The sequence below is a fragment of the Pararhodobacter sp. CCB-MM2 genome, from assembly GCF_001691415.1.
Classification (GTDB): domain Bacteria; phylum Pseudomonadota; class Alphaproteobacteria; order Rhodobacterales; family Rhodobacteraceae; genus Pararhodobacter.
Window position 1 is genome coordinate 237,417 of sequence record NZ_LRRR01000003.1, and the last position, 20,730, is coordinate 258,146.

Sequence of the window (20,730 nt, forward strand, 5' to 3'; positions counted from 1 at the left end):
AAGATTTGGGGGGTTTCCGGGCCCTTCCGGCCTATCCCCGCGCAAGCAGCGCGATGGCCATCGGAATTCCGTCGTCGCCGCGCCATTCGACCAGCAGGCTTCCGTCCTCGCCGATGCGCAGGAACAGCCCCAACCCGTCAATGCATTGGTCGTGGCCGGTCACTGTTTCTTCCCGGCCCGAGGCTGTCCAGAAGGCGAACGGGTCCGCGTCCGGCTGGAACACCCAGCGCGCGGTGCATTGGTATTCCGGGTAGAAGGCGACGCCGACCTCTGGCCCGAGGTTGATGTCGATGCGCCAACTGGAAGTCCCGCGTTGGCGTCCCTCGCCGCTCCATTGCCCCTGATATTCGACCGGGATGGATTGGGCCTGCGCCATAAAGGGCAGGACGAGCAGGCCGAGGGCCAGGACGAGCGGGCGCATGCGGGTCTCCAATCTGGAAAAGGCCCGTCGATGCTGCGCGGCGCCCGCCCTTGGGTCAAGCGTTCAGACGCGCCACAGCCGGACGGGGGCCTTGGGGGCGCGGGCAATCAGGCGCTTGGCCTCAAGGTCTAGCTGCACGCATTTCATCCACCAGCCGACCTTCTCACCGCCGGGGAACAGATCCTCGGGGAGATGCGCGACCATAGCTTTCTGGGCCTCGGCGGGCGTCATGCCGGGGGCCTCCGCTGGCAGGACCGCCATCAGGGCCGCGCGCGCGGCCTCGTATTTCGCGCGGTCGACGCGGGTAGTGCGGCCCGGGGAATTGACGTTCTCGACCTCGATCTTCTCGCTCATTGCGGCTCCTCCAGCTTGGGCATCGGCTCCATCTTGAAGAAACGAAAGCCGGTCGCGGCCCAGGCGCCCAACAGCTTCAGCATGAACCGTGCCGATTGGCGTCTCGCGCCGGGGATGCCGTCATCGGGTACGGTACCGGGTTCGGCATCCATCAGCATGGTGCGCATCTGGATCGGCGGCGGGGTGTCGAAGCGGGCGGCATAGAGGGACAGCCAATGCCCGCCGTTGAAATTCAGATACATCGGGCTGTTGCAGCAGGTGGCCACCGCGCGCCGAGTGCCCCCGTCGCGCAGGGTATGGGCACGCAGGGTCCCGGCCCCACGCGTCACCGCCACCCGGTCCTTGCGCCACAACACGAAGGGCGTCGCGCCATGGGCATCGGTGATCGGCGTGGCGCCGGGCAGGTCGGCCAATTGCCCGGCGGCCTCGCGGCACGACTGGCAATGGCAACTTGACGTCAGGATGGGCGCGCCGGTCAGGGTCAGGGTCGTAGCCCCGCAACGGCAGGTGATCTCGGTCATGCGGGCTCTCCCATCAGCAGTTGGACATAGCGGATCAGATGGTCGATTGCTTCCCGCCCGGCCTCTTGGCCGCCCCCGGCCTTGGCCATCACGAAGGCTCCCTGAAGCACGGTTTGCGTATGCCGGGCGAGGCTGGCAGCCGAGGGCGTGGTCAACCCGCGCTGCGCCAAGGCCAGCGCGATATCGGCCTCCAGCGTGGCGGCGTGGCCATGGATCGCGGCGCCACAGGCCTCGGCGATGGCGGGATGGCTGGCGTGAACCTCCTCGGCCATGGTGCCGACGAGGCAGGTCCATTCCCAGATCTCGCCAACGATCAGCGCGCGCCGGAATGCAAGATAGGCCAGCACACGCTCCAAAGGATCGGCGGGCTGGTGATAAGGCGCCGCGGCGAACATCTGGGACGTGGTGCTGCCCCAGAACTCGGCCGCGGCCACGCCGAGGGCTTCCTTGCTGGAGAAATGGTGGAAGAACGCGCCCTTGGTCACGCCGGCAGCGGTGCAAAGCTCGTCAACGCTTGTCGCAGCGAATCCCTTGGCGCGGATCACGTCGCGCGCCGCCTCGAGGATCCGCAGGCGGGCCTGTCCACGCTCAGGTGATTGCTTGGTCGGTCGCGGCATGCCTGACCATACCAAGCGGTCGGTATTCAGGCAAGCTTGCCGTCGGCGTCCAAAGGCCAGAACGGGTTATGCGCCAGTTCCCAGACATGGTCGTCGGGATCGGCGAAATAGCCGGAATAGCCGCCCCAGAAAACCGCTTCGGGGGCTTTCAGCGCCGTCGCCCCGGCCTCCAGCGCCAAAGCGAAAGCCGCATCCACGGCCTCGGGGCTGTCGAAATTCTGCGCGAGCGTCATCGCGCCGGTCCCGAGCGTGGCGCCGGGCCGCCCCTGATCCTCGGCCAGCGGGTCCAGCCCGAACAGGCCCATCTTCATGCCGCCGAGGTCGTAGAACACGACCCCGGGATTGTTGTTGTCACCCTGCCACCCCAACGCGGCATAGAACGCCTTGGACCGGTCCAGATCACGGACGCCCAGCGTCACAAGGGTGATGCGTTGCGGCTTCATGGCAGATCCTCCTCGGTTACCTGCGAGTCCCCGGCGGTCTCGGACACGCGGAAGGTCTGGGCGCGATTGCCGAGCGGGGTGAACAATTCCGGCCCGGTGCCGGTCAGGAACGCCTGCGCGCCAAGGTCGCAAAGCGCGTCGTACAGCGCCGCCCGGCGGGCGTCATCCAGATGCGCGGCGACCTCGTCCAGCAGCAGGATCGGCGCGTGGCCGACCATTGCCTGCAGGGCGCGGGCATGGGCCAGAACCGTCGAAATGAGCAACGCCTTCTGCTCACCGGTCGAGCATTGCGCGGCGGGACGCCCGCGCGCCGCCCAAAGCGCCGAGAGGTCGGCGCGGTGCGGCCCGACCAAGGTGCGTCCGGCCTGACGGTCGCGGCCCCGGCTTTCGGCCAGCGCCTCGGCCAGATCGGCGGGGGTGTCGTCGGCGAGGATCAGCTCGGGCTGGGGGAAGGGGCTGTCGGCGGATTGCGCCGTGGCCAGACGGGCGAGGGTGGCCTGCCGGTTCAGGGTCATCACCCCGCCGGTTTCCGCCATCCGCGCCTCCAGCGCCGTGTACCAACGCGGATCGGTGACGTTGTCGCGCAACAGCTTGTTGCGCTGGCGCATGGCCTTCTCGTAACCGACAGCGGCTTCGGCGTGGTCGGGTTCGAACCCCAGCACCAATCGGTCAAGAAAGCGCCGCCGTCCCTCGGCCGCCTCGATCCAGAGCCGGTCCATGGCGGGCGTGAGCCAAAGCATCGGCATCAGCCGCCCCAGCCCGGATTGCGGAGAGGTCTTGCCGTCGATCCGAACGACCCGCGATTGCCCCGGCGCCGCCCCGGTCTCCAGCTCATGCAACGTGCCATTGCGGGCGATCTCGCCCTCGATCTTCCAGCCCAGATCGGCGGGCTGTGCGCCCAGCTCCTCCGAGGCCGCGCGGCGCAGGCCCCGGCCCGGAGACAGCAGCGAGATGGCTTCCAGAAGGTTCGTCTTGCCCGCGCCATTGGCGCCATGCAGCACCACGGGCCGCCCGTCGAATACCGCTTCGACCCGCGGATGCGAGCGGAAGCGAGACAGGGTCAGACGGTGCAGGCGTAGGGACATGCGCAAGGGTTACGGAACAAATCCAACCGCCGCAAGGAAGGCGAGCGACCGGGGGATCCTCCCCCGGGCCCCCTGGGATATTTGGAGAGTAAAGATGGGGGCGGGCTCCCTCAGGCGATAACAATTTTAGACAAATTGCCCATCTTTGCTCCCCAAATATCCTCGGGGGGTGAATTTGCGAATGCAAAGAGGGGGGCAGACAGCCCCCCTTTCAACCGAACTCACGATGTACAGCGTCCGTCAGACGCGCATCGGCATCACGACATAGACCGCCGAGGTATCCGACCCCTCGCGCACCAAGGCCGGCTCGCCAGAGGAGTTGAACATGAACACCGCGTTCTCGCGGTCGATCTGGCTGGCGATCTCGAGCAGGTATTTGGCGTTGAAGCCGATCTCGAGGTGATCATCGCCATAGGCCACGACCAGCTCTTCTTGCGCCATGCCGCTATCCGGCGCGTTGACCGAGAGGGTCAGCTTGTCCTCGTCAAGGATCAGCTTCACGGCGCGCGAACGCTCGGACGACACGGTCGCCACGCGGTCGACGGCCTTGGCGAATTCGGACGCATCCACTTCCAGCCGCTTGGTGTTCCCGACCGGGATCACGCGCGAGTAATCGGGGAAAGTGCCGTCGATGACCTTCGAAGTCAGGGCGATTTCCGAGGTGGCAAAGCGCACCTTGGTCTCGCTAACAGAGATGGCGATATCGGCCGCGTCATCGTCCAGCAGCTTGCGCAGTTCGTTCACCGTCTTGCGCGGGACGATCACGCCGGGCATGCCCACCGCGCCCTCGGGCAGCGGGGCGTCGATGCGGGCCAGACGGTGACCGTCGGTGGCGACGCAGCGCAGGACACGACCGTCCTCGGCATCGGCGATGTGCATGTAGACGCCGTTGAGGTAATAACGCGTCTCTTCGGTCGAGATGGCGAATTTCGACTTCTCGAACAGGCGCTTCAGATCGCCGGCCTTGGCGGTGAAGTTCGACTGATACTCGGACGAGGCCATCACCGGGAAATCTTCGCGCGGGAGGGTCGCCAGCGAGAAGGTCGAGCGGCCGGCTTCCACCGTCAGGCGGCCGGTGCGCTGGTCGTCGGTCAGGGAGACCAGCGAGCCATCGGGCAGCTTGCGGACGATCTCGTGCAGCATGACGGCCGAGACCGTCGTGGCGCCCGCGCGTTCCACCATGGCGGCGGCCTTGTCCACGACCTCTATATCGAGGTCGGTGGCGCGGAAGCTGACGGTCGCGCCATCCGCTTCGATCAGCACGTTAGCCAGGATCGGGATCGTGTTGCGACGCTCGACCACGGACTGTGCCTGCGACACGGCCTTCAGCAGCGTTGCGCGTTCGATGCTGATCTTCATCGTCGATCCCTCCGACACGTCGGGCCGGCGCCGGCTATCACCGACCCGGCCTGAATTTTCTTGTTCCTGTTTGTTTGCGGCCCTTTGCCGGCAACGTCAAGGTTCACGGGGCGTTCACAGCCCCGTTCTTGTCAGCTTTCCAGCAGACGCTTGAGAAGTTCCAGATCCTCGGCCAGCTGGCTGTCGCTGCCGCGCAGTTCCTCGACCTTGCGTACACCGTGCAGGATCGTCGTGTGATCGCGCCCGCCGAAGCGACGGCCGATCTCAGGGAGCGAGCGCGTGGTCATGTGCTTGGCGAGATACATGGCGATCTGGCGTGGCCGGGCGATGGTGCGCAGGCGCTTCGGGCCAATCATGTCCGAGAGGCGGATGTTGTAATGCTCGGCGACCTTGCGCTGGATCTCCTCGACCGTGACCTTGCGCTCGGACGAGCGGAGGATATCGGCCAGAGTATCCTGCGCCATATCGAGCGTGATCTCGCGGCCCAAGAGCGAGGCCAGCGCGAACAGGCGGGTCAGCGCGCCTTCGAGCACGCGTACGTTGGTGGTGATCCGGTGCGCGAGGTATTCCAGCACGTCCGGCGCGATCGAAACCTCGCCGTAAGCCTTGCGGTTCTGGTCGGCCTTCTGCTGAAGGATGCCGAGGCGGAGCTCGTAATCCGTCGGGTGCAGGTCGACGACGAGGCCGGATTGCAGGCGCGACTTGATGCGCTCTTCCAGATCCTTGATCTCACCCGGCGCGCGATCGGCGGAGATGACGATCTGCTTGTTCTGATCGATCAAGGCATTGAACGTATGGAAGAATTCTTCCTGCGTCGAATCCTTGCCGGCGATGAACTGGACGTCGTCCACCATCAGGATATCGACCGAGCGGAACAGCGACTTGAAGTCCATGATCTGACGCTCACGCAGGGCCTGCACGAAGCGGTACATGAATTGCTCGGCGCTGAGATACAGCACCTTGGCCTCGGGATTGCGGGTCTGCAATTCCCAGGCGATGGCGTGCATCAGGTGCGTCTTGCCGAGGCCCACGCCGCCATAGAGGAACAGCGGGTTGAAGGTCACGGCCGCGCCTTCGGCCACCCGGCGGGCGGCGGCATGAGCCAGCGCGTTCGGCTTGCCGACCACGAAATTGTCGAAGGTATAACGCTGGTCCAGCGGGGCGCCGGCCACGTCCTCGGAACCCGAGGGGGCAGCGGCGGTCACCGGGGCGGCGGGCGTCGGCGCAGAAGCGGGCAGGGCGGGCGCGTCCGAGGACTTGCCCAGCGTTTCCTGCACGCGTTGTGCGCCGGTCATGGTCTTTGCAGCGGTGGCGCCAGGTACGCGGGCTTCGACGGCAATCTCGATGCGGTGGACATTGGCCCCGGCGCCGTTCAGCGCCCGCACGATCGGATCGGCAAAGTTGCGGTTCACCCAGTTGGCGATGAAATTGGTCGGCGCAGACAGGCGCGCCACGCCGCTTTCGATCCCCGTCAGGCCCAAGGGCGCGATCCAGGTGATAAAGTTGTTTTCGCCTACTACACCCCGAAGTTTACTGCGTACATCGCCCCAGACGATATTTGTCATTCTGTCCTGACCCATGCCCACGCCCCAGGGGCGCGGTTCTTCTTTATTGTCGTTCTTGTGATGCCCGGATTTTTCCGGGTTCCAGTTCACGCGAGACGCAAAGACCAGCCGACTCCCCGAGGGGATTCGGTTGTCTGATGGGGATGCAGGATCGACCGGGTGGCAGCCCGGCGGACCAGAAAACGACAGCTCGCCCCCGTTGCGGCAGCTCGGGGTGACGAAATCGCGGTTCTGTCGGAGACCCCCCCAGGGTTTCGTGAATCGCAGGGGCAAGCTAGCAAGCGGGCCGCCAAGCCGACAACCCGAACAACGACCTTGACACAAAACGGGGCCAAAGGAATCGGAGTCGGAGTCTCTTAGATGCCACACCCGTTCTTGGGGTGCTGAAAGGAGTCCCTGGAATCGCCTGCAAAGGCAGCGGCAGGGGCGAATCGCGGGCATGAAAAAAGCGCGCCTGAGGCGCGCTTTTTCCTTGATTCGCAGAAGGTTAACGCGATTGCGTTACCGACTCGCTCAGGCGTTCAGAGCCTTCACGCGCGACGACAGGCGCGACATCTTGCGCGAGGCGGTGTTCTTGTGCAGCACGCCTTTGGTCACGCCGCGCATCAGCTCGGGCTCGCAAGCAGCAAGGGCGGTTTTGGCAGCAGCAGCGTCGCCCGAAGCGATGGCTTCTTCGACTTTGCGCAGGTAGGTGCGGATGCGCGAACGGCGGGCTTTGTTGACTTCAAAGCGGGCTTCCGACTGGCGGGCGCGCTTTTTGGACTGGGGCGTATTGGCCATGGTCTGGGCTCTCTCGGGTCTGTTTCAATATCGTCGCACACAGACCCACCGATCCAGTTGGGAAGCTTCCCTTCGGATCAGGTCGATTCTTGCCTAAGCGGGCCCACGCGCATGTAAGGCGGTCGCTTACGGCATCGGGGCCCAAAAGAAAAGGGGGGAATCGCCTCCCCCTCTGGATCCGTCATGGAATCGTCGCTCAGCGGTCGCGGAACTGCGCTTCGCGCTTTTCGAGGAAGGCGTTCATGCCCTCCTTCTGGTCCTCGGTGTTGAACAGCGCGTGGAAGATCCGGCGCTCATACAGCAGGCCTTCGCGCAGGGTCGTCTCGTAGCTGCGGTTGACCGCTTCCTTGACGACCTTGGTGGCGATGCCGGATTTGGACGCGATCTTCTGCGCGGCGGCCATGGCCTCTTCCATCAGCTTCTTCGTCGGCACGACACGGCTGACAAGGCCCGACCGCTCGGCTTCCTCGGCATCCATGAAGCGGCCGGTCAGATGCATGTCCATCGCCTTGGACTTGCCGACAAAGCGCGTCAGACGCTGGGTGCCACCGATGCCGGCGACGACGCCGAGATTGATCTCGGGCTGGCCGAACTTGGCATTCTCGGCGCAGATGATGAAGTCGCACATCATCGCCAGCTCGCAACCGCCGCCCAGAGCATAGCCAGAGACAGCAGCGATCACCGGCTTGCGGGTCGAGAGCAGGGCCTCGGTATCGGCGGTGAAGAAGTCTTCCTCGAACATCTCGACGAAGCTCTTTTCCGCCATCTCGCTGATGTCGGCCCCGGCGGCGAAGGCTTTCTCGCTGCCGGTGATGATGATGCAGCGCACCTTGTCGTTCTTGTCGGCAGCCTTCAGCGCGTCGGCCAGCTCGCCCAGAAGCTGCGAGTTCAGCGCGTTCAGCGCCTCGGGGCGGTTCAGCCGGATCGTCGCCACATAATGCGCGACCTCAACGATGATGCATTCATACGCCATGAGGGGTTCCCTGGTGTCGTTCCTTCGCCGTGTCTAACAGTCCGGCTCAAGGGATCAAGCCATTCCGTCCCCCTCCGGTTCCGCCCTGCGCCTTGCGGACGCTGCGTCTATCGCTGGCAACGCGGGCAGAAATAGCTGGAGCGCCCGCCCTGCACGATCCGGCGGATCACCCCGTCGCAGCCCTCGGTCGGGCAGGGGGCGCCCTCACGGTCGTAGACGCGGAACGAGTGCTGGAAATAGCCCAACTCGCCATCCGCCTGCCGGTAATCGCGCAGGCTGGAGCCCCCGGCCTCGATCGCGTCCTGCAAGACCTGGCGGATCTGGGTGGTCAGCATGTCGATGCGTGCGCGCCCGATCCGGCCCCCGGCGCGCTCCGGATGAATGCCGGAGCGGTGGAGCGCCTCGCAGACGTAGATATTCCCCAGACCTGCGACGATTTTCTGATCCAGAAGCAAGGCCTTGATCGGCCCTTTGCGCCCGGCCAGACGCTCGGCCAGCAGGCCGGCATTGAAGGTGTTGCCCAAGGGCTCCGGCCCCAGCGCGGCCAGCAGCGGATGGGCTTCGGCCGTTGCGGTGGTCATCAGGTCCATCGCGCCGAAGCGGCGGGCGTCGTTGAAGGTCACCCGCGCGCCATCCTCCATGTCGAAGACGACGTGGTCGTGCTTTTCCGGCAGCGGGTGCGAGTGATGGAACTGCCCGGGAATATAGGGCGCCTCGATCCCCGAGACCGTCATCCGCCCGGTCATCCCGAGGTGAATGAGCAGCGTCTCCCCGGTGTCCAGATCGGCCAGGATATACTTGGACCGCCGGCGCAGGCGTTCGATCCGGACTCCGGTCAGACGCTCGGCCATGCGCTCGGGCAGGGGCCAACGCAGATCAGGGCGCCGGACCTCGGCCAAGGCGATGCGTTTGCCTTCCATCGCGGGGGCAAGGCCGCGGCGCACGGTTTCCACCTCGGGCAGTTCGGGCAAAGGTGACTCCGGGTCGCAGTTGTTGGGGAGGGGCTTGGATTGTGAGGGCCGCCATCCTCGGATAAGGAGGGGCCAGATACAAGTGACGGCGCAAGATCAGGGGAACGGCATGAGCCCGGATAACCGCACGACGCATTTCGGTTTTCAAACCGTGGACGAGGATCAGAAGGCCGGCATGGTGCACGGCGTCTTCTCGTCGGTGGCTTCGAAATACGACATCATGAACGACCTGATGAGCATGGGCATCCACCGCGTCTGGAAGGATGCGATGATGGATTGGCTGGCGCCGCGTCCGGGTCAGCACCTGCTGGATGTGGCGGGCGGCACGGGCGACGTGTCCTTCCGCTTCCTCGGCCGGGCCGGCGAGACCGCGCGCGCCACGGTCTGCGACATGACCGCGCCGATGCTGGAGGAAGGCCGCAAACGGGCCGAGGCCGAGAAGATGGCCGAGCGTCTGGATTGGGTCTGTGGCGACGCCATGGCGCTGCCGTTTCCGTCCAGCACCTTCGACGTCTACACGATCAGCTTCGGCATCCGGAACGTGACCCGCATCCCCGATGCGCTGACGGAAGCCTACCGCGTGCTGAAACCCGGCGGGCGGCTGATGGTGTTGGAGTTCAGCCAGATCCCCAATGACATGATGCAGAAGGCCTACGACCTCTATTCCTTCAACGTCATCCCGAAGATGGGTGAGGTCGTGACCGGGGATCGTGACAGCTATCAATACTTGGTGGAATCGATCCGCAAATTCCCCGATCAGGATACCTTCGCCGCGATGATCCGCGAGGCGGGGTTCGAGCAGGTCAAATACCGCAACCTGTCGCTGGGCATCGCCGCGCTGCATTCGGGCTGGAAGATCTGACGTGAAGGGCCCGCATAACCTCTGGCGGCTGATCCGCACCGGCGCGACCTTCGAGCGGACGGGCGCGATGCGCACCGTGCTGGAGGCGATGAATGTGCCGCCGCGCCTGCGCTTTGTCGCGCGGGTCATGGGCTGGCCCTTTGCCTGGCTCGGGCTGAAGGGCGATCCCGCTTTGCCGCCGGTGACGCGCGCGATCACTGCGCTGGGCCCGGCCTATATCAAGTTCGGACAGATCCTCTCGACCCGGCCGGATATCGTCGGGCTCGAGCTGGCCAATCAGCTGCGCTACCTGCAGGATCAGCTGCCGCCTTTCCCGATGGCGCAGGCCCGCGCCAGCATCGAGGCCGAGCTGGAGCAGCCGGTCGACGTGCTGTTCTCGTCCTTCTCCGAGCCCGTCGCCGCGGCCTCGATCGCACAGGTGCACCGCGCCCGCATGGCCGAGACCGGTGAGGAAGTCGCCGTGAAAGTGCTGCGCCCCGGCATCGCCCGTGCCTTCCGCCGCGACATCGACGCCTTCTATTTCGCTGCCGGGATGATCGAACGGCTGGTGCCCTTCACCCGCCGCCTGCGCCCCACGGATGTGATCGCGCATTTCGAAGGCGTGGTGATGGGCGAGCTGGATCTGCGGCTGGAAACCGCCGCGGCGGCTGAGTTTGCCGCGAATACCGAAGGCGATTCGGGCTTCCGCGTGCCTCGGCCGATCTGGCACCTTTCGGGGCGCAATGTGATGACGCTGGGCTGGGCCGAAGGGGCCTCGCTGGGCGACAATGACGCGATCGACGCGCTGGGCGTGGATCGCGATGAGCTGGGCGAGCGCGTGCTGCAGCTGTTCCTCAAGCACGCGCTGCGCGACGGGTATTTCCATGCCGACATGCATCAGGGCAACCTGAAGGTCGGCGCGAATGGCGACCTCATTGCCTATGATTTCGGGATCATGGGTGTGCTGGATGAATACACTCGCCGGGTCTATGCCGAGATCCTGTTCGGTTTCATCCGCAAGGATTACCGGCGTGTGGCCGAGGTGCATTTCGAAGCGGGTTACGTCCCGGCCGACCGCGATGTCGAGGAATTCGCCCGGGCCCTGCGGGCGGTCGGCGAGCCGATCTTCGGCATGGATGCGACCCGGATCTCGATGGCGCGGCTGCTCAACTACCTGTTCGAGGTGACCGAGCGCTTCGGCATGCAGACCCGGACCGAGCTCATCCTGTTGCAACGCACAATGGTGGTGGTCGAAGGCGTGGCGCGGTCGCTGAATCCGTCGATCAATATCTGGCATGTCGCCCAGCCGGTGGTCGAGGAATACATCCGCACGAACCTCGGCCCGCGGGCGTTGATCCGCGATATCGGCCGCGCGGCGATGGTGCTGTCGCGCTTCGGCCCGCATCTGCCGGGGGTGGTGGATGAGGCCCTGCTGCGCCTGCGCGAACCGGTTGCACCGCCGCCAGCGCCCCGCAGCACGGCGCCGCTGGCGTGGTTCGTGGCCGGGGCCGCCGTGAGCTGGGCCTTGTTCCTGACGCTGTTGGTGTTCTGAGACACGGGGACGGCTGGCGCTGTCGTCGATCGACCGGGAGGGGTTTCGCCCTCGTCCGGCAGCCCTCCGGGCAGCAGGCCTCGCGCGACCGGGCGCGCCGCGCCTTCGGCACGGCGCGCAACGCCCGTGGGAGCCGCGGCGAGTAGCCGGTCGGCGCAGGCTCGTGGGGCGCGCGGATCGGCCTCAGGTTCCGGCCAATGCCAGGCGTTCTCAGCCCACCGGGCGCCGCAGGCCGGTGACGCTGGAGCTGTCGACATAGAAGCCGCCCGGCAGCACCAACATCGTTGCGCCCCCTTCGTAGCGGGCTTCCATGATCTCGACATAGGCGGCGACCGGCGAGGTATCGAGCGTCTCGCCATTGAGTTTCGATTCGATCTCGAAGGTATAGGAGCCGTCCGGCAGGGGGTTGCCGCTCGAATCCGTGCCGTCCCAGCTGTAGCTCAGGCCTTCGGGGTCGATCGACCGGTTGTCGACGATCACGCCATTGCTGTCGCGCACGATCAGCGTGACCTCGTCGGCACCGAGCGCCGGGTCCGGCGTCAGCTCGACGGGCGAGCCGTCGAAATAGGCGCCGCCATAGATGCGGGCTTCCATGCCGACCCAGTTCCCGAGGTCCGACAGGCCCGTCTGGCTCATCATCGCGCCAAGCAACTGGTTGGTATAGGTCGCTTGTTCCACGCCGGCGAAGGTGGCCAGCTGGACGGCAAAGTCCGAGGCTTCCATCGGGTTGAGCGGGTCCTGATTCTGCATCTGCGTGGTCAGCATCTGCAGGAAGGTGATGTAATCCGTCTGCTCGGAGGCGGTGGGGGTGCTGGCCGAGGACGAGGACGAATAGGTGCCGTAGGCGGATGAGGTAACTTCCATGAGATCCTCTCAGAGGCGAAGGTCGAGGGAATCGCGGGCGCCGAGGCGCTGCGCGGGTTGCGAGGGCGCGCTGGGCGCCGATCCTTGGGTGTCGGTGGCGCGGGTGGACAGGAAGCTGCCCCCCTCGCCGCCGCGTTGAGCGTTCGAGTTCTGATTCTGCGCGCCGGTCCATCCCTGGTCCTGCGTGCCTTGCCCGGAGAAGCGCAGCGTCAGGTTCTCATGCCCCATGTTGCGCAGGTCCTGTTCCAGCGCGGCGATATGCCGGCGCATCAGGTCGAGGGTCTCAGGGCGATCGGCCTGCACCAGCAGCACGCTTGCGTTGTCCTGTGTGACGAGCCGGAGGCGAACCTGTCCCAACTCATCGGGATCAAGCCGCAGATCGAAGCCACCGTTGGCGGCTTTCACGGCATCCGGGCCCTCAAGGTGAGCGCCGATCTGGCTGGCGATCTGGCGGGCAGTTTCGGCGCCAGGGGCGGGGCGGGCAGCGGAGGCATCGCTGCGCTGTGCGCCTTCGTTGCGCGACAGGGTTTCGACGGCGACCCGGTCGGTGTCCACGCGGCCCGAATCGCCGGTCTGCTCGGCTTGCAGCGCCGTCTTCTCGGCCAGCTCACCGACAACCAGCTCAGGGCGGTCCGTGGCGGCAGCTTGAAGCGGTTTGGCGCTGGTCGTCGCCGGCGTCGGGCGCATTGCCGGTGCCTCGACCGGAGCATGCGCCGCTTCCGCCCTCGGTCCGCGGGGGGCAGCGACCAGCGCTGCGGACGGGCCGACAGCGGTCATCGTGGCGGCTGGCAGGTTCGTTTGGGGAGATGCCGGCATGAGGGTGCCGTCACCGTCGATGACCGGAAGGCCCGACTCCGTGCTTTGAGCGCCGAGCGGCGCTGCACCTGCCGCCATGGGGTTGAGCGCGGTTTCCGTTGCGCTGGCGGCTTTCTGACCGCCGGTGGCGCTGACAGCTTCAGCGGCTGGCGCCGGTGCGCTCATCGCCCGCATGGTCATGTAGGCATCGCGGCGCGGGCCAGGGATGTCCCTCGCACCCAAGTCCGTCTGGGTGTCCTTGGTGTCGGAGGCGAACTTGTTGAGAGCCTGCGCAGATGGGGTCATCCCGGTCGCAAGCAAGGTCTGCTGCGCAACGGCGGCTGCGCGCGGGGAATCAGCTGGTACCATCGTGATTGTGGCGCGCAGCTCTCGCGCAACTTTCAGAGCGATTCCCTCAGTTGAAGGAGAGGGCTGTGCGACCGACACGGAGGGTTGTGCGGTCGGCGTTACCTCGGAAGCGGCCGACATGGCGGGCTGCGCGATGGGTTGCCCCGTCGCGCCGACTTGCGCCGTGGCGCCAGCTGCCGGCGCTGCGGGACGCGCAGAATCAACCGGCTGCTGCGTCGAAGCGGCAGCGTTCAGCGACATATCCACGTTGCGCGATTGGTTGGCGCGGTTGCCACTATCCACCGCTGCCGGAGTTGCAACGGTAGCGGTCGAAAGCGTCTGGGCACTCATTTCCGTCGGATCGGCCGGCATGCCGTTCCCTGTGCCGGAGAGCGCCGGTTCCGCTGGCACCTGCGGTGCCACATCTGCGGGGAGGACGGTGGGTCGCGACGAGTCGGCCCGTTCGTTGAACATCGGCAGGCCGCTGAGCGAGAAACGTCCTTGGAACATCGCGTCGGCTGCCGGAACGCGGGCCGAAGCGGTGCGTTCCCCCCCCTCGCTGCGCTGATCTGAGCGCCCCGTGGATGCCTCCGCGGACATTTGGCGTCCCGGGGTGGCAGGTGCGGGACCGTCAGGCGCATCAATGGGGGCAGCGTCCGGCAGACTCTCGGTTGCAGCGGGGAGCGCGCTGGCGACGGTGCCCTCATCGGCCACCGGTTGCGGGCTGTCCGCCCCGTCAGGGCTTTCCGCCAGCGTGAGGAATTCTTCGTAGCCAGTGAAGGGCGTCGCCAGAGCCGCCAGCGCATTCTCGTCCATCGGTTCTGCGACCGATTCGCGGTGCTTGTTCGTTCCGACCGCTGCGGTCTTCTCGACATCCCGGCCCGCGTGCTCTTCGGCAGCTGGCTGCTCGCGAGAGGCGGCATCATCTGCGGCCTCGATGGCAACGCCGTCGGATTCCGTCGGACCCTCAGCAACGACAGTGGCGGCCTGATCGGCCGTCGGATCGGCCGACTCTTCTTCGGTCTTATTGTTTGATTTTGTGGACTTTTCCGGTGCGCTGCCGGTTTCCATCTGAGGCTCTTCGCTGGATTGTCGCTGCGCCTCTTTCTCAGCCAACCGGGCGAAGACGCTCCCGAAACTGGGACCGTCGCGTTTTGCGCCATCGTCGCTGGCCGGGGTCACGGCGCGAGGGGCAGCCGTGCTCGTGGACAGGGCAAAGAGGGTCGTCTGCTTCTCGGCATTTGCGGCGGGCAACATCCCGGGCCTCCCTTCTGGAATGCTCCAGACCTAGCAGCCGTTGGTTACCGCTTCTTTACCGCGGCCTGTCACCTTGGCCTGATCGTATCCGGAGGCATTCATGACCATCCAATCCGTTCCGACGCCCCTTGCGTCCACCCTCGCGGCACGCGCCCCGGGGGCGACGGCGCTGCCCCAGGCGCCCGACCCGATCCGCCAAAGCGCGGAGGCCCTCGAATCGGCGTTCCTCGCTGAGATGTTCAAGGCCGCCGACCTTTTCCGCCCCACGGAAGGCATCGGCAGCGGCGGGGAGGGGGAAGAACAATTCTCGTCCTTCCTGGCCGACGAGCAGGCCCGCGCGCTGGTCGCTCGCGGCGGCCTCGGTTTGGCCGATTCGATCGAATCCGCGTTGCGTCTGCGTGCCCAAGGCCACGCTGCGGGCGCGGCGACTCAACCCGAAATCGACGGAGGCGCGGCATGACCCGCAGCGATCTGAAACGACTGGTGGCACTTCTCAAGGCCGAACAAAGCGCGCTGTCGCGTGGGGATCTCGCCCGGCTTGAGAAGCTGGCGCCGCGCAAGTTGACCTTGCTTGACCGGCTTGAAGGCGGCGCGGTGCCCGACAATGCGCTGGACAAATCGCTGGCCCGCCAGGTGCACGAGGCTGCCAGCCGCAACGCCCGTTTGTTCGAGGCTGCCATTGCAGGGATCCGCGACGCCCGGCGTTTGCTGACCTCTGCGCGTGAGCGGGGCCGCGGTCAGACCTACGGCCGTAATGGCACGCGTGAGGCGCTCGATCCGCCTACGGGCAGCCTGCACAAACGCTACTGACCTTGGGGCGGGCGCGTCCTCCGCGCCGTCCCGAGATCTATAAAACTGTTCCTATTTGCGAGTAAAATTAACCAATTACCGGTGACTGCGAGAAGAACGAGCAAGGGCTTATTAAGGAATCTCGCAGAAAGTGTCCTAGCACCACAGAGGTGGCGCGCCACTCCGGAAAAGCGGAAGGGCGCAGGTCCAGAAGGGGCTTGGTCGCCGTCGCAAGGCGGCATTCAAAATCCGGCGCGGAATGCGCCATGCAATGACAAGGGAAAATCCATGTCCTCGATTCTGACCAACAATACCGCCATGGTTGCTCTTCAGACCCTGAAGAGCATCAACTCGAACATGGCGGCCACCCAAAACGAAATCTCGACCGGTAAGTCGGTTTCGTCGGCCAAGCAGAATTCGGCCGTTTGGGCGATCTCCAAGACCATGGAATCGGACGTCAAAGGCTTCAAGGGCATCTCTGATTCGCTCGCCCTGGGCTCGTCGACGGTTTCGGTTGCGCGTTCGGCCGCTGAGCAGGTCACCGACCTGATGACCGAAATCAAGGGCAAGATCGTGTCCGCCCAGGAATCGAACGTTGATCGGGACAAGATCCAGAAAGACGTCGTTGCCCTGCGTGACCAGATCTCGACCATCGTGGGCTCGGCTCAGTTCAACGGTCTGAACCTGCTGACGAACCGCGAAGGCGGCGCGACGGTCGCTCAGATCGTCGGCAACACCGGCGCTGGTGCTGGCGTTATGGGTTCGGGCAGCGTGGACATCCTCGCCTCGCTCGATCGTGACGCCAACGGCTCCGTGTCGGCCTCGTCGATCTCGGCTTCGAAAGCTGACCTCGGCACCCAGGCGTCGACTGCCGGTACCGGCACCGACCTGGCGGCAACTGCCTTCACGGGCGCTGGCGCCATCGCCGCGGGTGCGACCGGGACGATGACCGTCGTCGGTGATACCACCACCGCTGCGCGTGCAGGCAACCGTGTGATCGCCGGTGACGGCTACACCATCGGTGGTCTGACCGGCGTGACCGGTACCGTTCGCTACGTTGCCCGTGACGGCGACACCGTGAACGATATCGCCAAAGGTCTGGCCGATATGCTGAACTTCCAGGCTGAGAAGTCCGGCATTGCCATCACTGCCACGGTTTCGGGCGGTGCTCTGAGCATCACCAACGGCACCTCGGCGGGCATCACCACCACCTCGACGCTGAACACCGGCGGCACGGCTGGTGGCGGTCTGGAGATCCTGTCCCAGCTCGACGTTTCGACCGAGCAGGGTGCAAAAGCGGCACTCGCCAGCATCGAGGGTCTGACCCAAACCGCCGTCAGCGCTGCCGCTGACTTCGGTTCGGTTCAAGGCCGCATCGAGATCCAGGCCGAGTATGTCGACAGCCTGATGAGCTCGATGAAGTCGGGTATCGGATCGCTGGTCGACGCCGACATGGAAGAGACCTCGGCGCGCCTGCAAGCGCTCCAGGTTCAACAGCAGCTGGGCGTGCAGGCACTCTCGATCGCCAACCAGGCGCCGCAGAGCATCCTGTCGCTGTTCCGCTAAAGGCCTCGGGTCGGGGCCCTTTGGCCCCGACCCACCCTACTCCCATGACTTCGCACCATGATGAGGCCTTGAAATGAGCTACGCTGCCCACGCCCGTACCAGCTACGGACACTCCAACGCCCAGGCAATCAAGACGCCCCGGGATATCGAATATGAAGTGATGGCCCGGATTACCGGTCGCATCCAATCTCACCTGCCCAAGCCAGGTGAACGCGTCAGTGGCGCCTTGGCGGAAGCACTGAACGAAAACCGTCGTCTTTGGGCCTCGTTCGCCACGGACCTGGCGCATCCTGACAACGGTTTGCCTCAAGACCTGCGGGGGCGCCTTTTCTATCTCGCTGAGTTTACCATGAAGCACACTGCCCAAGTGTTGCTCGGTAAGGCGTCTGCTGCGGTCTTGGCAGAGATCAACATGGCCGTCATGCGCGGTCTTCGTGGACAGGGGGCACGCTGATGTCCGGTCTGATTCTGAAACTCGCGCCGCACGAGCGTGTGCTTATCAATGGGGCTGTGATCGAGAACGGCGAACGTCGTAGCCGCCTTTCGATTGTTACCCCGAATGCCAACATTCTCCGCTTGCGGGACGCGATCCATCCGGGTGAGGTCAGTACTCCTGTGCGTCGCGTCGCCTACATCGCGCAATTGGTGCTTTCGGGTGATGTTGAGCCTGACGACGCCGAGCCTCAGCTGTTGCGCGGAATCGAGCAGTTGAGCCAAGTTCTGACGGACACCGATAGCCGCCAGCTCTTGGATAAAGCGTCGCGCTCTGTGCTGGATCGAGAGTTCTACCCTGCTATGCGCCATTTGCGTGCCCTGCTTCCGAGAGAGGAGCGGCTGTTCGCGGCCGCAGGACGCCAATGAGCTTTCAGCCGATCCTTCCTCTCGATGGCTACGTCGGATGGCGTTTCCTGCAAAAGACCCTGGACAAGCAGCAAGCGGCTCACGCCGCTTCGCCGGCCAACCAGCGGGATGAAGATTACTTCCGCGAGAATATCGGGAAGATTAAATCTGCAGAGGAGTTAGTGAAGGATCGGCGCCTTCTCAGTGTTGCTTTGACGGCTTACGGCCTGGAAGACGACCTGCCCAATAAGGCCTATATTCAGAAAGTCTTGGAAAGCTCCGCCAAAGAAGACGGGAGCTTCGTGAACAGGCTGGCCGACAAAAGGTACAAGGCACTCAATCAGGCGTTTGGATTCGGGGACGCCTATATGCCATGGAACCAATTTGAAGGTTTCGCGGACAAGGTTCTTGGTTCGTTTGAGAGCCGGTCCTTCGAAATTGCGGTCGGTGAACAAAGCGAATCGATGCGCCTGGCCCTCTCTCTTGAGCGGGAACTACCGGCACTGGCAGAGCAGAATAGCTCTGAGAACACGCGATGGTTCACTATACTTGGGACGCCATCCATGCGGTCGGTGTTTGAGACAGCATTCATGCTGCCGAGCAGTTTCGGGACCTTGGATCTTGATCGTCAGGTCGAGATTATGAAAGAGAGAACCGAAAAGTTGACTGGCTCTAGCAGTGTTGAACAATTCAAGGACCCTGAAGCGCTTGAAAAATTGATTAAGCGATACTTCCTTGCTGAGCAGGTCCAAGAAATTCAGTCGAACCAAATAACCAACAACACTGCTTTGACGATGCTGCAGCAAGGGCAGGCATCGCTCCGTTCCTTTCTGGGGCGTTAAGGCTTATTAGGGTAATCCTTTACGCCTTTGACGGCGTAATTTGCCAAAGCGGCAGTGCCAATTGCGTGCTCGACCCCTTCGGGATCACGCCACTAAATCAGACTGTCGATTTTTCTGAGCTACGCCGCTTCTGTCGGACAGGATATGGATTAGTTTAAGCTGCTCCTCGCGCCTGCTGATCCGGTTGGTTGATATCATTTCTCTGCCTGTAGACCGGGGCCGGAGGCTGACCGGTCAGTGCTGAATGCGGGTGCTGGTGGTCGTTGAAGTTCATTCATTTCCGGATGGCCGTCTTTGTTTCCGAACCGTTTTTTCAGTCATGCAGGTAGACACACTCGTGTGTCAGGGTGCGCCCAGCCTCTCTATGAAGATGGTGTCTGAATAGCCCCACGCTTCGTGGACGCCTTCTTCGCTAGTCTTGAGGCAAGGAGGCCATGATGAGCAGCAGCAAGCTCAGCGACGAGGTTGAGTGGGACGCGCCCGCGCAGTTCACCGACCGGGGCTACCGGGTCAGGGAAGTGGCGGAGTGGCTCGGGGGCGTCGCGTCTTCGCTCTTCGCCTGGAAGAAGAAGTCTGTGCAGGCGTCATCCGGCGACGCGGAGAAAGATGCCGAGATCCGGCGCCTGAAGAAAGTATTGGCGCAGGCCTCGGAAGAGCGTGACATCCTAAGAAAGGAAGAGGCTTGTCCGCCATCGGTTCGAGGAGGATGGCGAGTGATATCACCTGCATTCGCGCGCGGGAGGGCTTCACTTACCTCGCCGTTGTCATCGACCCTCTGCGGTCTCGCCGAAGAGCATCTTCAACCTCCTCAAGCGCGAGCAGATCAGAAGACAACCGTGCCGAACTCGTGAGGAGACACGGCAGGACGCGTTCGGCCCCATCAAGATGCTCAGCAACCCGAAGCGCAAGCACGCCTGGAAGGGAGTGCTGTCGCCCGTCGACATCAATCGACAGCAGACACTGAGGCACAAAGGCGTGTCAACAACGCGGGGCAATTCAGGGCGGTGGTCTCTGACAAACCTGACCATCAGAGCAGGCTTCGCTGCAACCTCTGCCGGTTGTTCAAGGGCGAGAGCTCACGCAGGGTATCGGGGCGCGTTCCCACAAAAAAGGCCGCGGTACACCGCGGCCTCCTTAGTCTTTGATGTTATGGGGATCAGACGACCCGCTCGACCATCATCTTTTTGATCTCGGCGATTGCCTTGGCGGGGTTCAAACCCTTCGGGCAGGTCGAGGTGCAGTTCATGATCGTGTGGCAGCGGTACAGCTTGAACGGGTCATGCAGACCGTCCAGACGCTCGCCAGTGTATTCGTCACGCGAATCGATGATCCAGCGATAGGCGTGCAGCAGCGCGGCCGGGCCGAGGTAGCGATCGCCATTCCACCAGTAGCTCGGGCACGAGGTCGAGCAGCAGGCGCACATCACGCATTCATAGAGACCGTCGAGCTTCTCACGATCCTCGATCGACTGCTTCCATTCCTTGGCCGGAGTGTTCGACTTGGTTTCCAGCCACGGCATGATCGACTCATGCTGGGTGTAGAAATGCGTCAGGTCCGGGATCAGGTCCTTCACCACCGGCATATGCGGCAGCGGGTAGATCTTCACGTCGCCCTTGATCTCGTCCATGCCGAAGATACAGGCGAGCGTGTTACGCCCGTCGATATTCATCGCGCAGGAGCCGCAGATCCCCTCGCGGCACGAACGCCGGAAGGTCAGGGTCGGGTCGATCTCGTTCTTGATCTTGATCAGCGCGTCCAGAACCATCGGGCCGCAGCTGTCCATGTCGACGAAATAGGTGTCGACACGGGGGTTTTCACCGTCATCAGGCGACCAGCGGTAGATGCGGAAGGTGCGCAGATTGGTGGCACCCGCCGGCTTCGGCCAGGTCTTGCCGGTGCGGATCGTCGAGTTTTTCGGGAGCGTGAGTTGTACCATTGCCTAGCCCT

Annotated in this window: 22 protein-coding genes and 1 pseudogene; 9 read left to right on the top strand and 14 right to left on the bottom strand. The window is 64.3% G+C overall.

Annotation, left to right across the window (positions count from 1 at the left end; all coding sequences use genetic code 11):
- Window positions 1–31 precede the first annotated feature (31 nt).
- From BCY78_RS05990 to mutM, 11 genes are all read right to left on the bottom strand, one after another.
- Entirely contained in the window at window positions 32–421 is a 390-nt protein-coding gene (locus BCY78_RS05990) for a hypothetical protein (RefSeq protein WP_068299224.1), read from the bottom strand.
- A 63-nt stretch (window positions 422–484) separates the two neighbouring features.
- Window positions 485–775 carry a hypothetical protein gene (locus tag BCY78_RS05995; protein WP_068299226.1) on the bottom strand — a complete coding sequence of 97 codons (291 nt, stop codon included), beginning with the start codon at window positions 773–775 and terminating at the stop codon, window positions 485–487.
- Complete coding sequence (locus BCY78_RS06000; RefSeq protein WP_068299229.1) at window positions 772–1,296, bottom strand: GFA family protein; 525 nt, start codon at window positions 1,294–1,296, stop codon at window positions 772–774. Before BCY78_RS06000 ends, BCY78_RS05995 begins: the two co-directional genes overlap by 4 nt.
- The gene (locus BCY78_RS06005) at window positions 1,293–1,913 is read right to left on the bottom strand and encodes a TetR/AcrR family transcriptional regulator (protein ID WP_068299232.1); all 621 of its coding nucleotides are present in this window, start codon (window positions 1,911–1,913) and stop codon (window positions 1,293–1,295) included. The genes BCY78_RS06000 and BCY78_RS06005 overlap by 4 nt, the downstream gene beginning before the upstream one ends.
- A 26-nt stretch (window positions 1,914–1,939) precedes the next feature.
- Entirely contained in the window at window positions 1,940–2,356 is a 417-nt protein-coding gene (locus tag BCY78_RS06010; protein WP_068299233.1) for a VOC family protein, read from the bottom strand.
- Window positions 2,353–3,441 carry a DNA replication/repair protein RecF gene (gene recF / locus BCY78_RS06015; RefSeq protein ID WP_068299234.1) on the bottom strand — a complete coding sequence of 363 codons (1,089 nt, stop codon included), beginning with the start codon at window positions 3,439–3,441 and terminating at the stop codon, window positions 2,353–2,355. Before recF ends, BCY78_RS06010 begins: the two co-directional genes overlap by 4 nt.
- Window positions 3,442–3,681: 240 nt before the next feature.
- Window positions 3,682–4,800: a DNA polymerase III subunit beta gene (gene dnaN, locus BCY78_RS06020; protein WP_068299235.1), complete on the bottom strand. Its 1,119-nt coding sequence runs from the start codon at window positions 4,798–4,800 to the stop codon at window positions 3,682–3,684.
- Window positions 4,801–4,931: 131 nt separating this feature from the next.
- Window positions 4,932–6,365, bottom strand: coding sequence for a chromosomal replication initiator protein DnaA (dnaA, locus tag BCY78_RS06025; RefSeq protein ID WP_068299237.1), 1,434 nt, complete (start codon window positions 6,363–6,365; stop codon window positions 4,932–4,934).
- 513 nt (window positions 6,366–6,878) lie between these two features.
- Window positions 6,879–7,145, bottom strand: a complete 267-nt coding sequence (gene rpsT, locus BCY78_RS06030; RefSeq protein WP_068299240.1) for a 30S ribosomal protein S20 — start codon at window positions 7,143–7,145, stop codon at window positions 6,879–6,881.
- A 196-nt stretch (window positions 7,146–7,341) separates the two neighbouring features.
- Complete coding sequence (locus BCY78_RS06035) at window positions 7,342–8,118, bottom strand: enoyl-CoA hydratase (RefSeq protein ID WP_068299242.1); 777 nt, start codon at window positions 8,116–8,118, stop codon at window positions 7,342–7,344.
- A 107-nt stretch (window positions 8,119–8,225) separates the two neighbouring features.
- Window positions 8,226–9,089, bottom strand: a complete 864-nt coding sequence (mutM, locus tag BCY78_RS06040) for a bifunctional DNA-formamidopyrimidine glycosylase/DNA-(apurinic or apyrimidinic site) lyase (RefSeq protein WP_068299245.1) — start codon at window positions 9,087–9,089, stop codon at window positions 8,226–8,228.
- A 109-nt stretch (window positions 9,090–9,198) separates the two neighbouring features.
- Between mutM and ubiE the strand changes: the two genes are divergently transcribed.
- Both ubiE and ubiB read left to right on the top strand, forming a co-directional pair.
- Window positions 9,199–9,951, top strand: a complete 753-nt coding sequence (ubiE, locus tag BCY78_RS06045; protein WP_068299248.1) for a bifunctional demethylmenaquinone methyltransferase/2-methoxy-6-polyprenyl-1,4-benzoquinol methylase UbiE — start codon at window positions 9,199–9,201, stop codon at window positions 9,949–9,951.
- A gap of 1 nt (window position 9,952) precedes the next feature.
- Window positions 9,953–11,482, top strand: coding sequence for a 2-polyprenylphenol 6-hydroxylase (gene ubiB, locus BCY78_RS06050; RefSeq protein ID WP_068299252.1), 1,530 nt, complete (start codon window positions 9,953–9,955; stop codon window positions 11,480–11,482).
- Between the two features lie 210 nt (window positions 11,483–11,692).
- On the opposite strand, the gene BCY78_RS06055 is transcribed toward ubiB, so the two are convergent.
- Together BCY78_RS06055 and BCY78_RS06060 are read right to left on the bottom strand one after the other, a co-directional pair.
- Window positions 11,693–12,346, bottom strand: coding sequence for a flagellar hook capping FlgD N-terminal domain-containing protein (locus tag BCY78_RS06055; RefSeq protein ID WP_068299256.1), 654 nt, complete (start codon window positions 12,344–12,346; stop codon window positions 11,693–11,695).
- 9 nt (window positions 12,347–12,355) lie between these two features.
- Window positions 12,356–14,746 carry a flagellar hook-length control protein FliK gene (locus tag BCY78_RS06060; protein ID WP_068299259.1) on the bottom strand — a complete coding sequence of 797 codons (2,391 nt, stop codon included), beginning with the start codon at window positions 14,744–14,746 and terminating at the stop codon, window positions 12,356–12,358.
- Window positions 14,747–14,846: 100 nt separating this feature from the next.
- Here BCY78_RS06060 and BCY78_RS06065 point away from each other — a divergent pair, with 100 nt between their 5' ends.
- The 7 genes and pseudogenes from BCY78_RS06065 to BCY78_RS24545 all read left to right on the top strand — a co-directional run.
- Window positions 14,847–15,206, top strand: coding sequence for a rod-binding protein (locus BCY78_RS06065; protein ID WP_083194845.1), 360 nt, complete (start codon window positions 14,847–14,849; stop codon window positions 15,204–15,206).
- Window positions 15,203–15,556, top strand: coding sequence for a hypothetical protein (locus BCY78_RS06070; RefSeq protein ID WP_068299262.1), 354 nt, complete (start codon window positions 15,203–15,205; stop codon window positions 15,554–15,556). The genes BCY78_RS06065 and BCY78_RS06070 overlap by 4 nt, the downstream gene beginning before the upstream one ends.
- 267 nt (window positions 15,557–15,823) lie before the next feature.
- Window positions 15,824–17,101, top strand: a complete 1,278-nt coding sequence (locus BCY78_RS06075) for a flagellin (protein ID WP_068299265.1) — start codon at window positions 15,824–15,826, stop codon at window positions 17,099–17,101.
- A 73-nt stretch (window positions 17,102–17,174) separates the two neighbouring features.
- Complete coding sequence (flaF, locus tag BCY78_RS06080; RefSeq protein WP_068299268.1) at window positions 17,175–17,555, top strand: flagellar biosynthesis regulator FlaF; 381 nt, start codon at window positions 17,175–17,177, stop codon at window positions 17,553–17,555.
- The gene (flbT, locus tag BCY78_RS06085; RefSeq protein ID WP_068299271.1) at window positions 17,555–17,962 is read left to right on the top strand and encodes a flagellar biosynthesis repressor FlbT; all 408 of its coding nucleotides are present in this window, start codon (window positions 17,555–17,557) and stop codon (window positions 17,960–17,962) included. Before flaF ends, flbT begins: the two co-directional genes overlap by 1 nt.
- The gene (locus BCY78_RS06090; RefSeq protein WP_068299274.1) at window positions 17,959–18,783 is read left to right on the top strand and encodes a DUF1217 domain-containing protein; all 825 of its coding nucleotides are present in this window, start codon (window positions 17,959–17,961) and stop codon (window positions 18,781–18,783) included. The genes flbT and BCY78_RS06090 overlap by 4 nt, the downstream gene beginning before the upstream one ends.
- 434 nt (window positions 18,784–19,217) lie before the next feature.
- A pseudogene (locus BCY78_RS24545) lies at window positions 19,218–19,761 on the top strand (transposase); the annotation flags it as partial.
- Window positions 19,762–19,939: 178 nt separating this feature from the next.
- On the opposite strand, the gene BCY78_RS06100 reads toward BCY78_RS24545, so the two are convergent.
- Window positions 19,940–20,719 (bottom strand): succinate dehydrogenase iron-sulfur subunit, encoded by a 780-nt coding sequence (locus tag BCY78_RS06100; protein WP_068299277.1) that lies wholly within the window; start codon window positions 20,717–20,719, stop codon window positions 19,940–19,942.
- Window positions 20,720–20,730 lie beyond the last annotated feature (11 nt).

Coding starts and splice junctions, on each gene's coding strand:
- BCY78_RS06005 (WP_068299232.1), bottom strand. CDS start 1,913: ATGCCGCGACCGACCAAGCAATCACCTGAGCGTGGACAGGCCCGCCTG.
- dnaN (WP_068299235.1), bottom strand. CDS start 4,800: ATGAAGATCAGCATCGAACGCGCAACGCTGCTGAAGGCCGTGTCGCAG.
- ubiE (WP_068299248.1), top strand. CDS start 9,199: ATGAGCCCGGATAACCGCACGACGCATTTCGGTTTTCAAACCGTGGAC.
- BCY78_RS05990 (WP_068299224.1), bottom strand. CDS start 421: ATGCGCCCGCTCGTCCTGGCCCTCGGCCTGCTCGTCCTGCCCTTTATG.
- BCY78_RS06010 (WP_068299233.1), bottom strand. CDS start 2,356: ATGAAGCCGCAACGCATCACCCTTGTGACGCTGGGCGTCCGTGATCTG.
- BCY78_RS06065 (WP_083194845.1), top strand. CDS start 14,847: ATGACCATCCAATCCGTTCCGACGCCCCTTGCGTCCACCCTCGCGGCA.
- BCY78_RS06055 (WP_068299256.1), bottom strand. CDS start 12,346: ATGGAAGTTACCTCATCCGCCTACGGCACCTATTCGTCCTCGTCCTCG.
- rpsT (WP_068299240.1), bottom strand. CDS start 7,145: ATGGCCAATACGCCCCAGTCCAAAAAGCGCGCCCGCCAGTCGGAAGCC.
- recF (WP_068299234.1), bottom strand. CDS start 3,441: ATGTCCCTACGCCTGCACCGTCTGACCCTGTCTCGCTTCCGCTCGCAT.
- flbT (WP_068299271.1), top strand. CDS start 17,555: ATGTCCGGTCTGATTCTGAAACTCGCGCCGCACGAGCGTGTGCTTATC.
- BCY78_RS06035 (WP_068299242.1), bottom strand. CDS start 8,118: ATGGCGTATGAATGCATCATCGTTGAGGTCGCGCATTATGTGGCGACG.
- BCY78_RS06100 (WP_068299277.1), bottom strand. CDS start 20,719: ATGGTACAACTCACGCTCCCGAAAAACTCGACGATCCGCACCGGCAAG.
- BCY78_RS05995 (WP_068299226.1), bottom strand. CDS start 775: ATGAGCGAGAAGATCGAGGTCGAGAACGTCAATTCCCCGGGCCGCACT.
- BCY78_RS06060 (WP_068299259.1), bottom strand. CDS start 14,746: ATGTTGCCCGCCGCAAATGCCGAGAAGCAGACGACCCTCTTTGCCCTG.
- dnaA (WP_068299237.1), bottom strand. CDS start 6,365: ATGACAAATATCGTCTGGGGCGATGTACGCAGTAAACTTCGGGGTGTA.
- flaF (WP_068299268.1), top strand. CDS start 17,175: ATGAGCTACGCTGCCCACGCCCGTACCAGCTACGGACACTCCAACGCC.
- BCY78_RS06070 (WP_068299262.1), top strand. CDS start 15,203: ATGACCCGCAGCGATCTGAAACGACTGGTGGCACTTCTCAAGGCCGAA.
- BCY78_RS06000 (WP_068299229.1), bottom strand. CDS start 1,296: ATGACCGAGATCACCTGCCGTTGCGGGGCTACGACCCTGACCCTGACC.
- BCY78_RS06090 (WP_068299274.1), top strand. CDS start 17,959: ATGAGCTTTCAGCCGATCCTTCCTCTCGATGGCTACGTCGGATGGCGT.
- BCY78_RS06075 (WP_068299265.1), top strand. CDS start 15,824: ATGTCCTCGATTCTGACCAACAATACCGCCATGGTTGCTCTTCAGACC.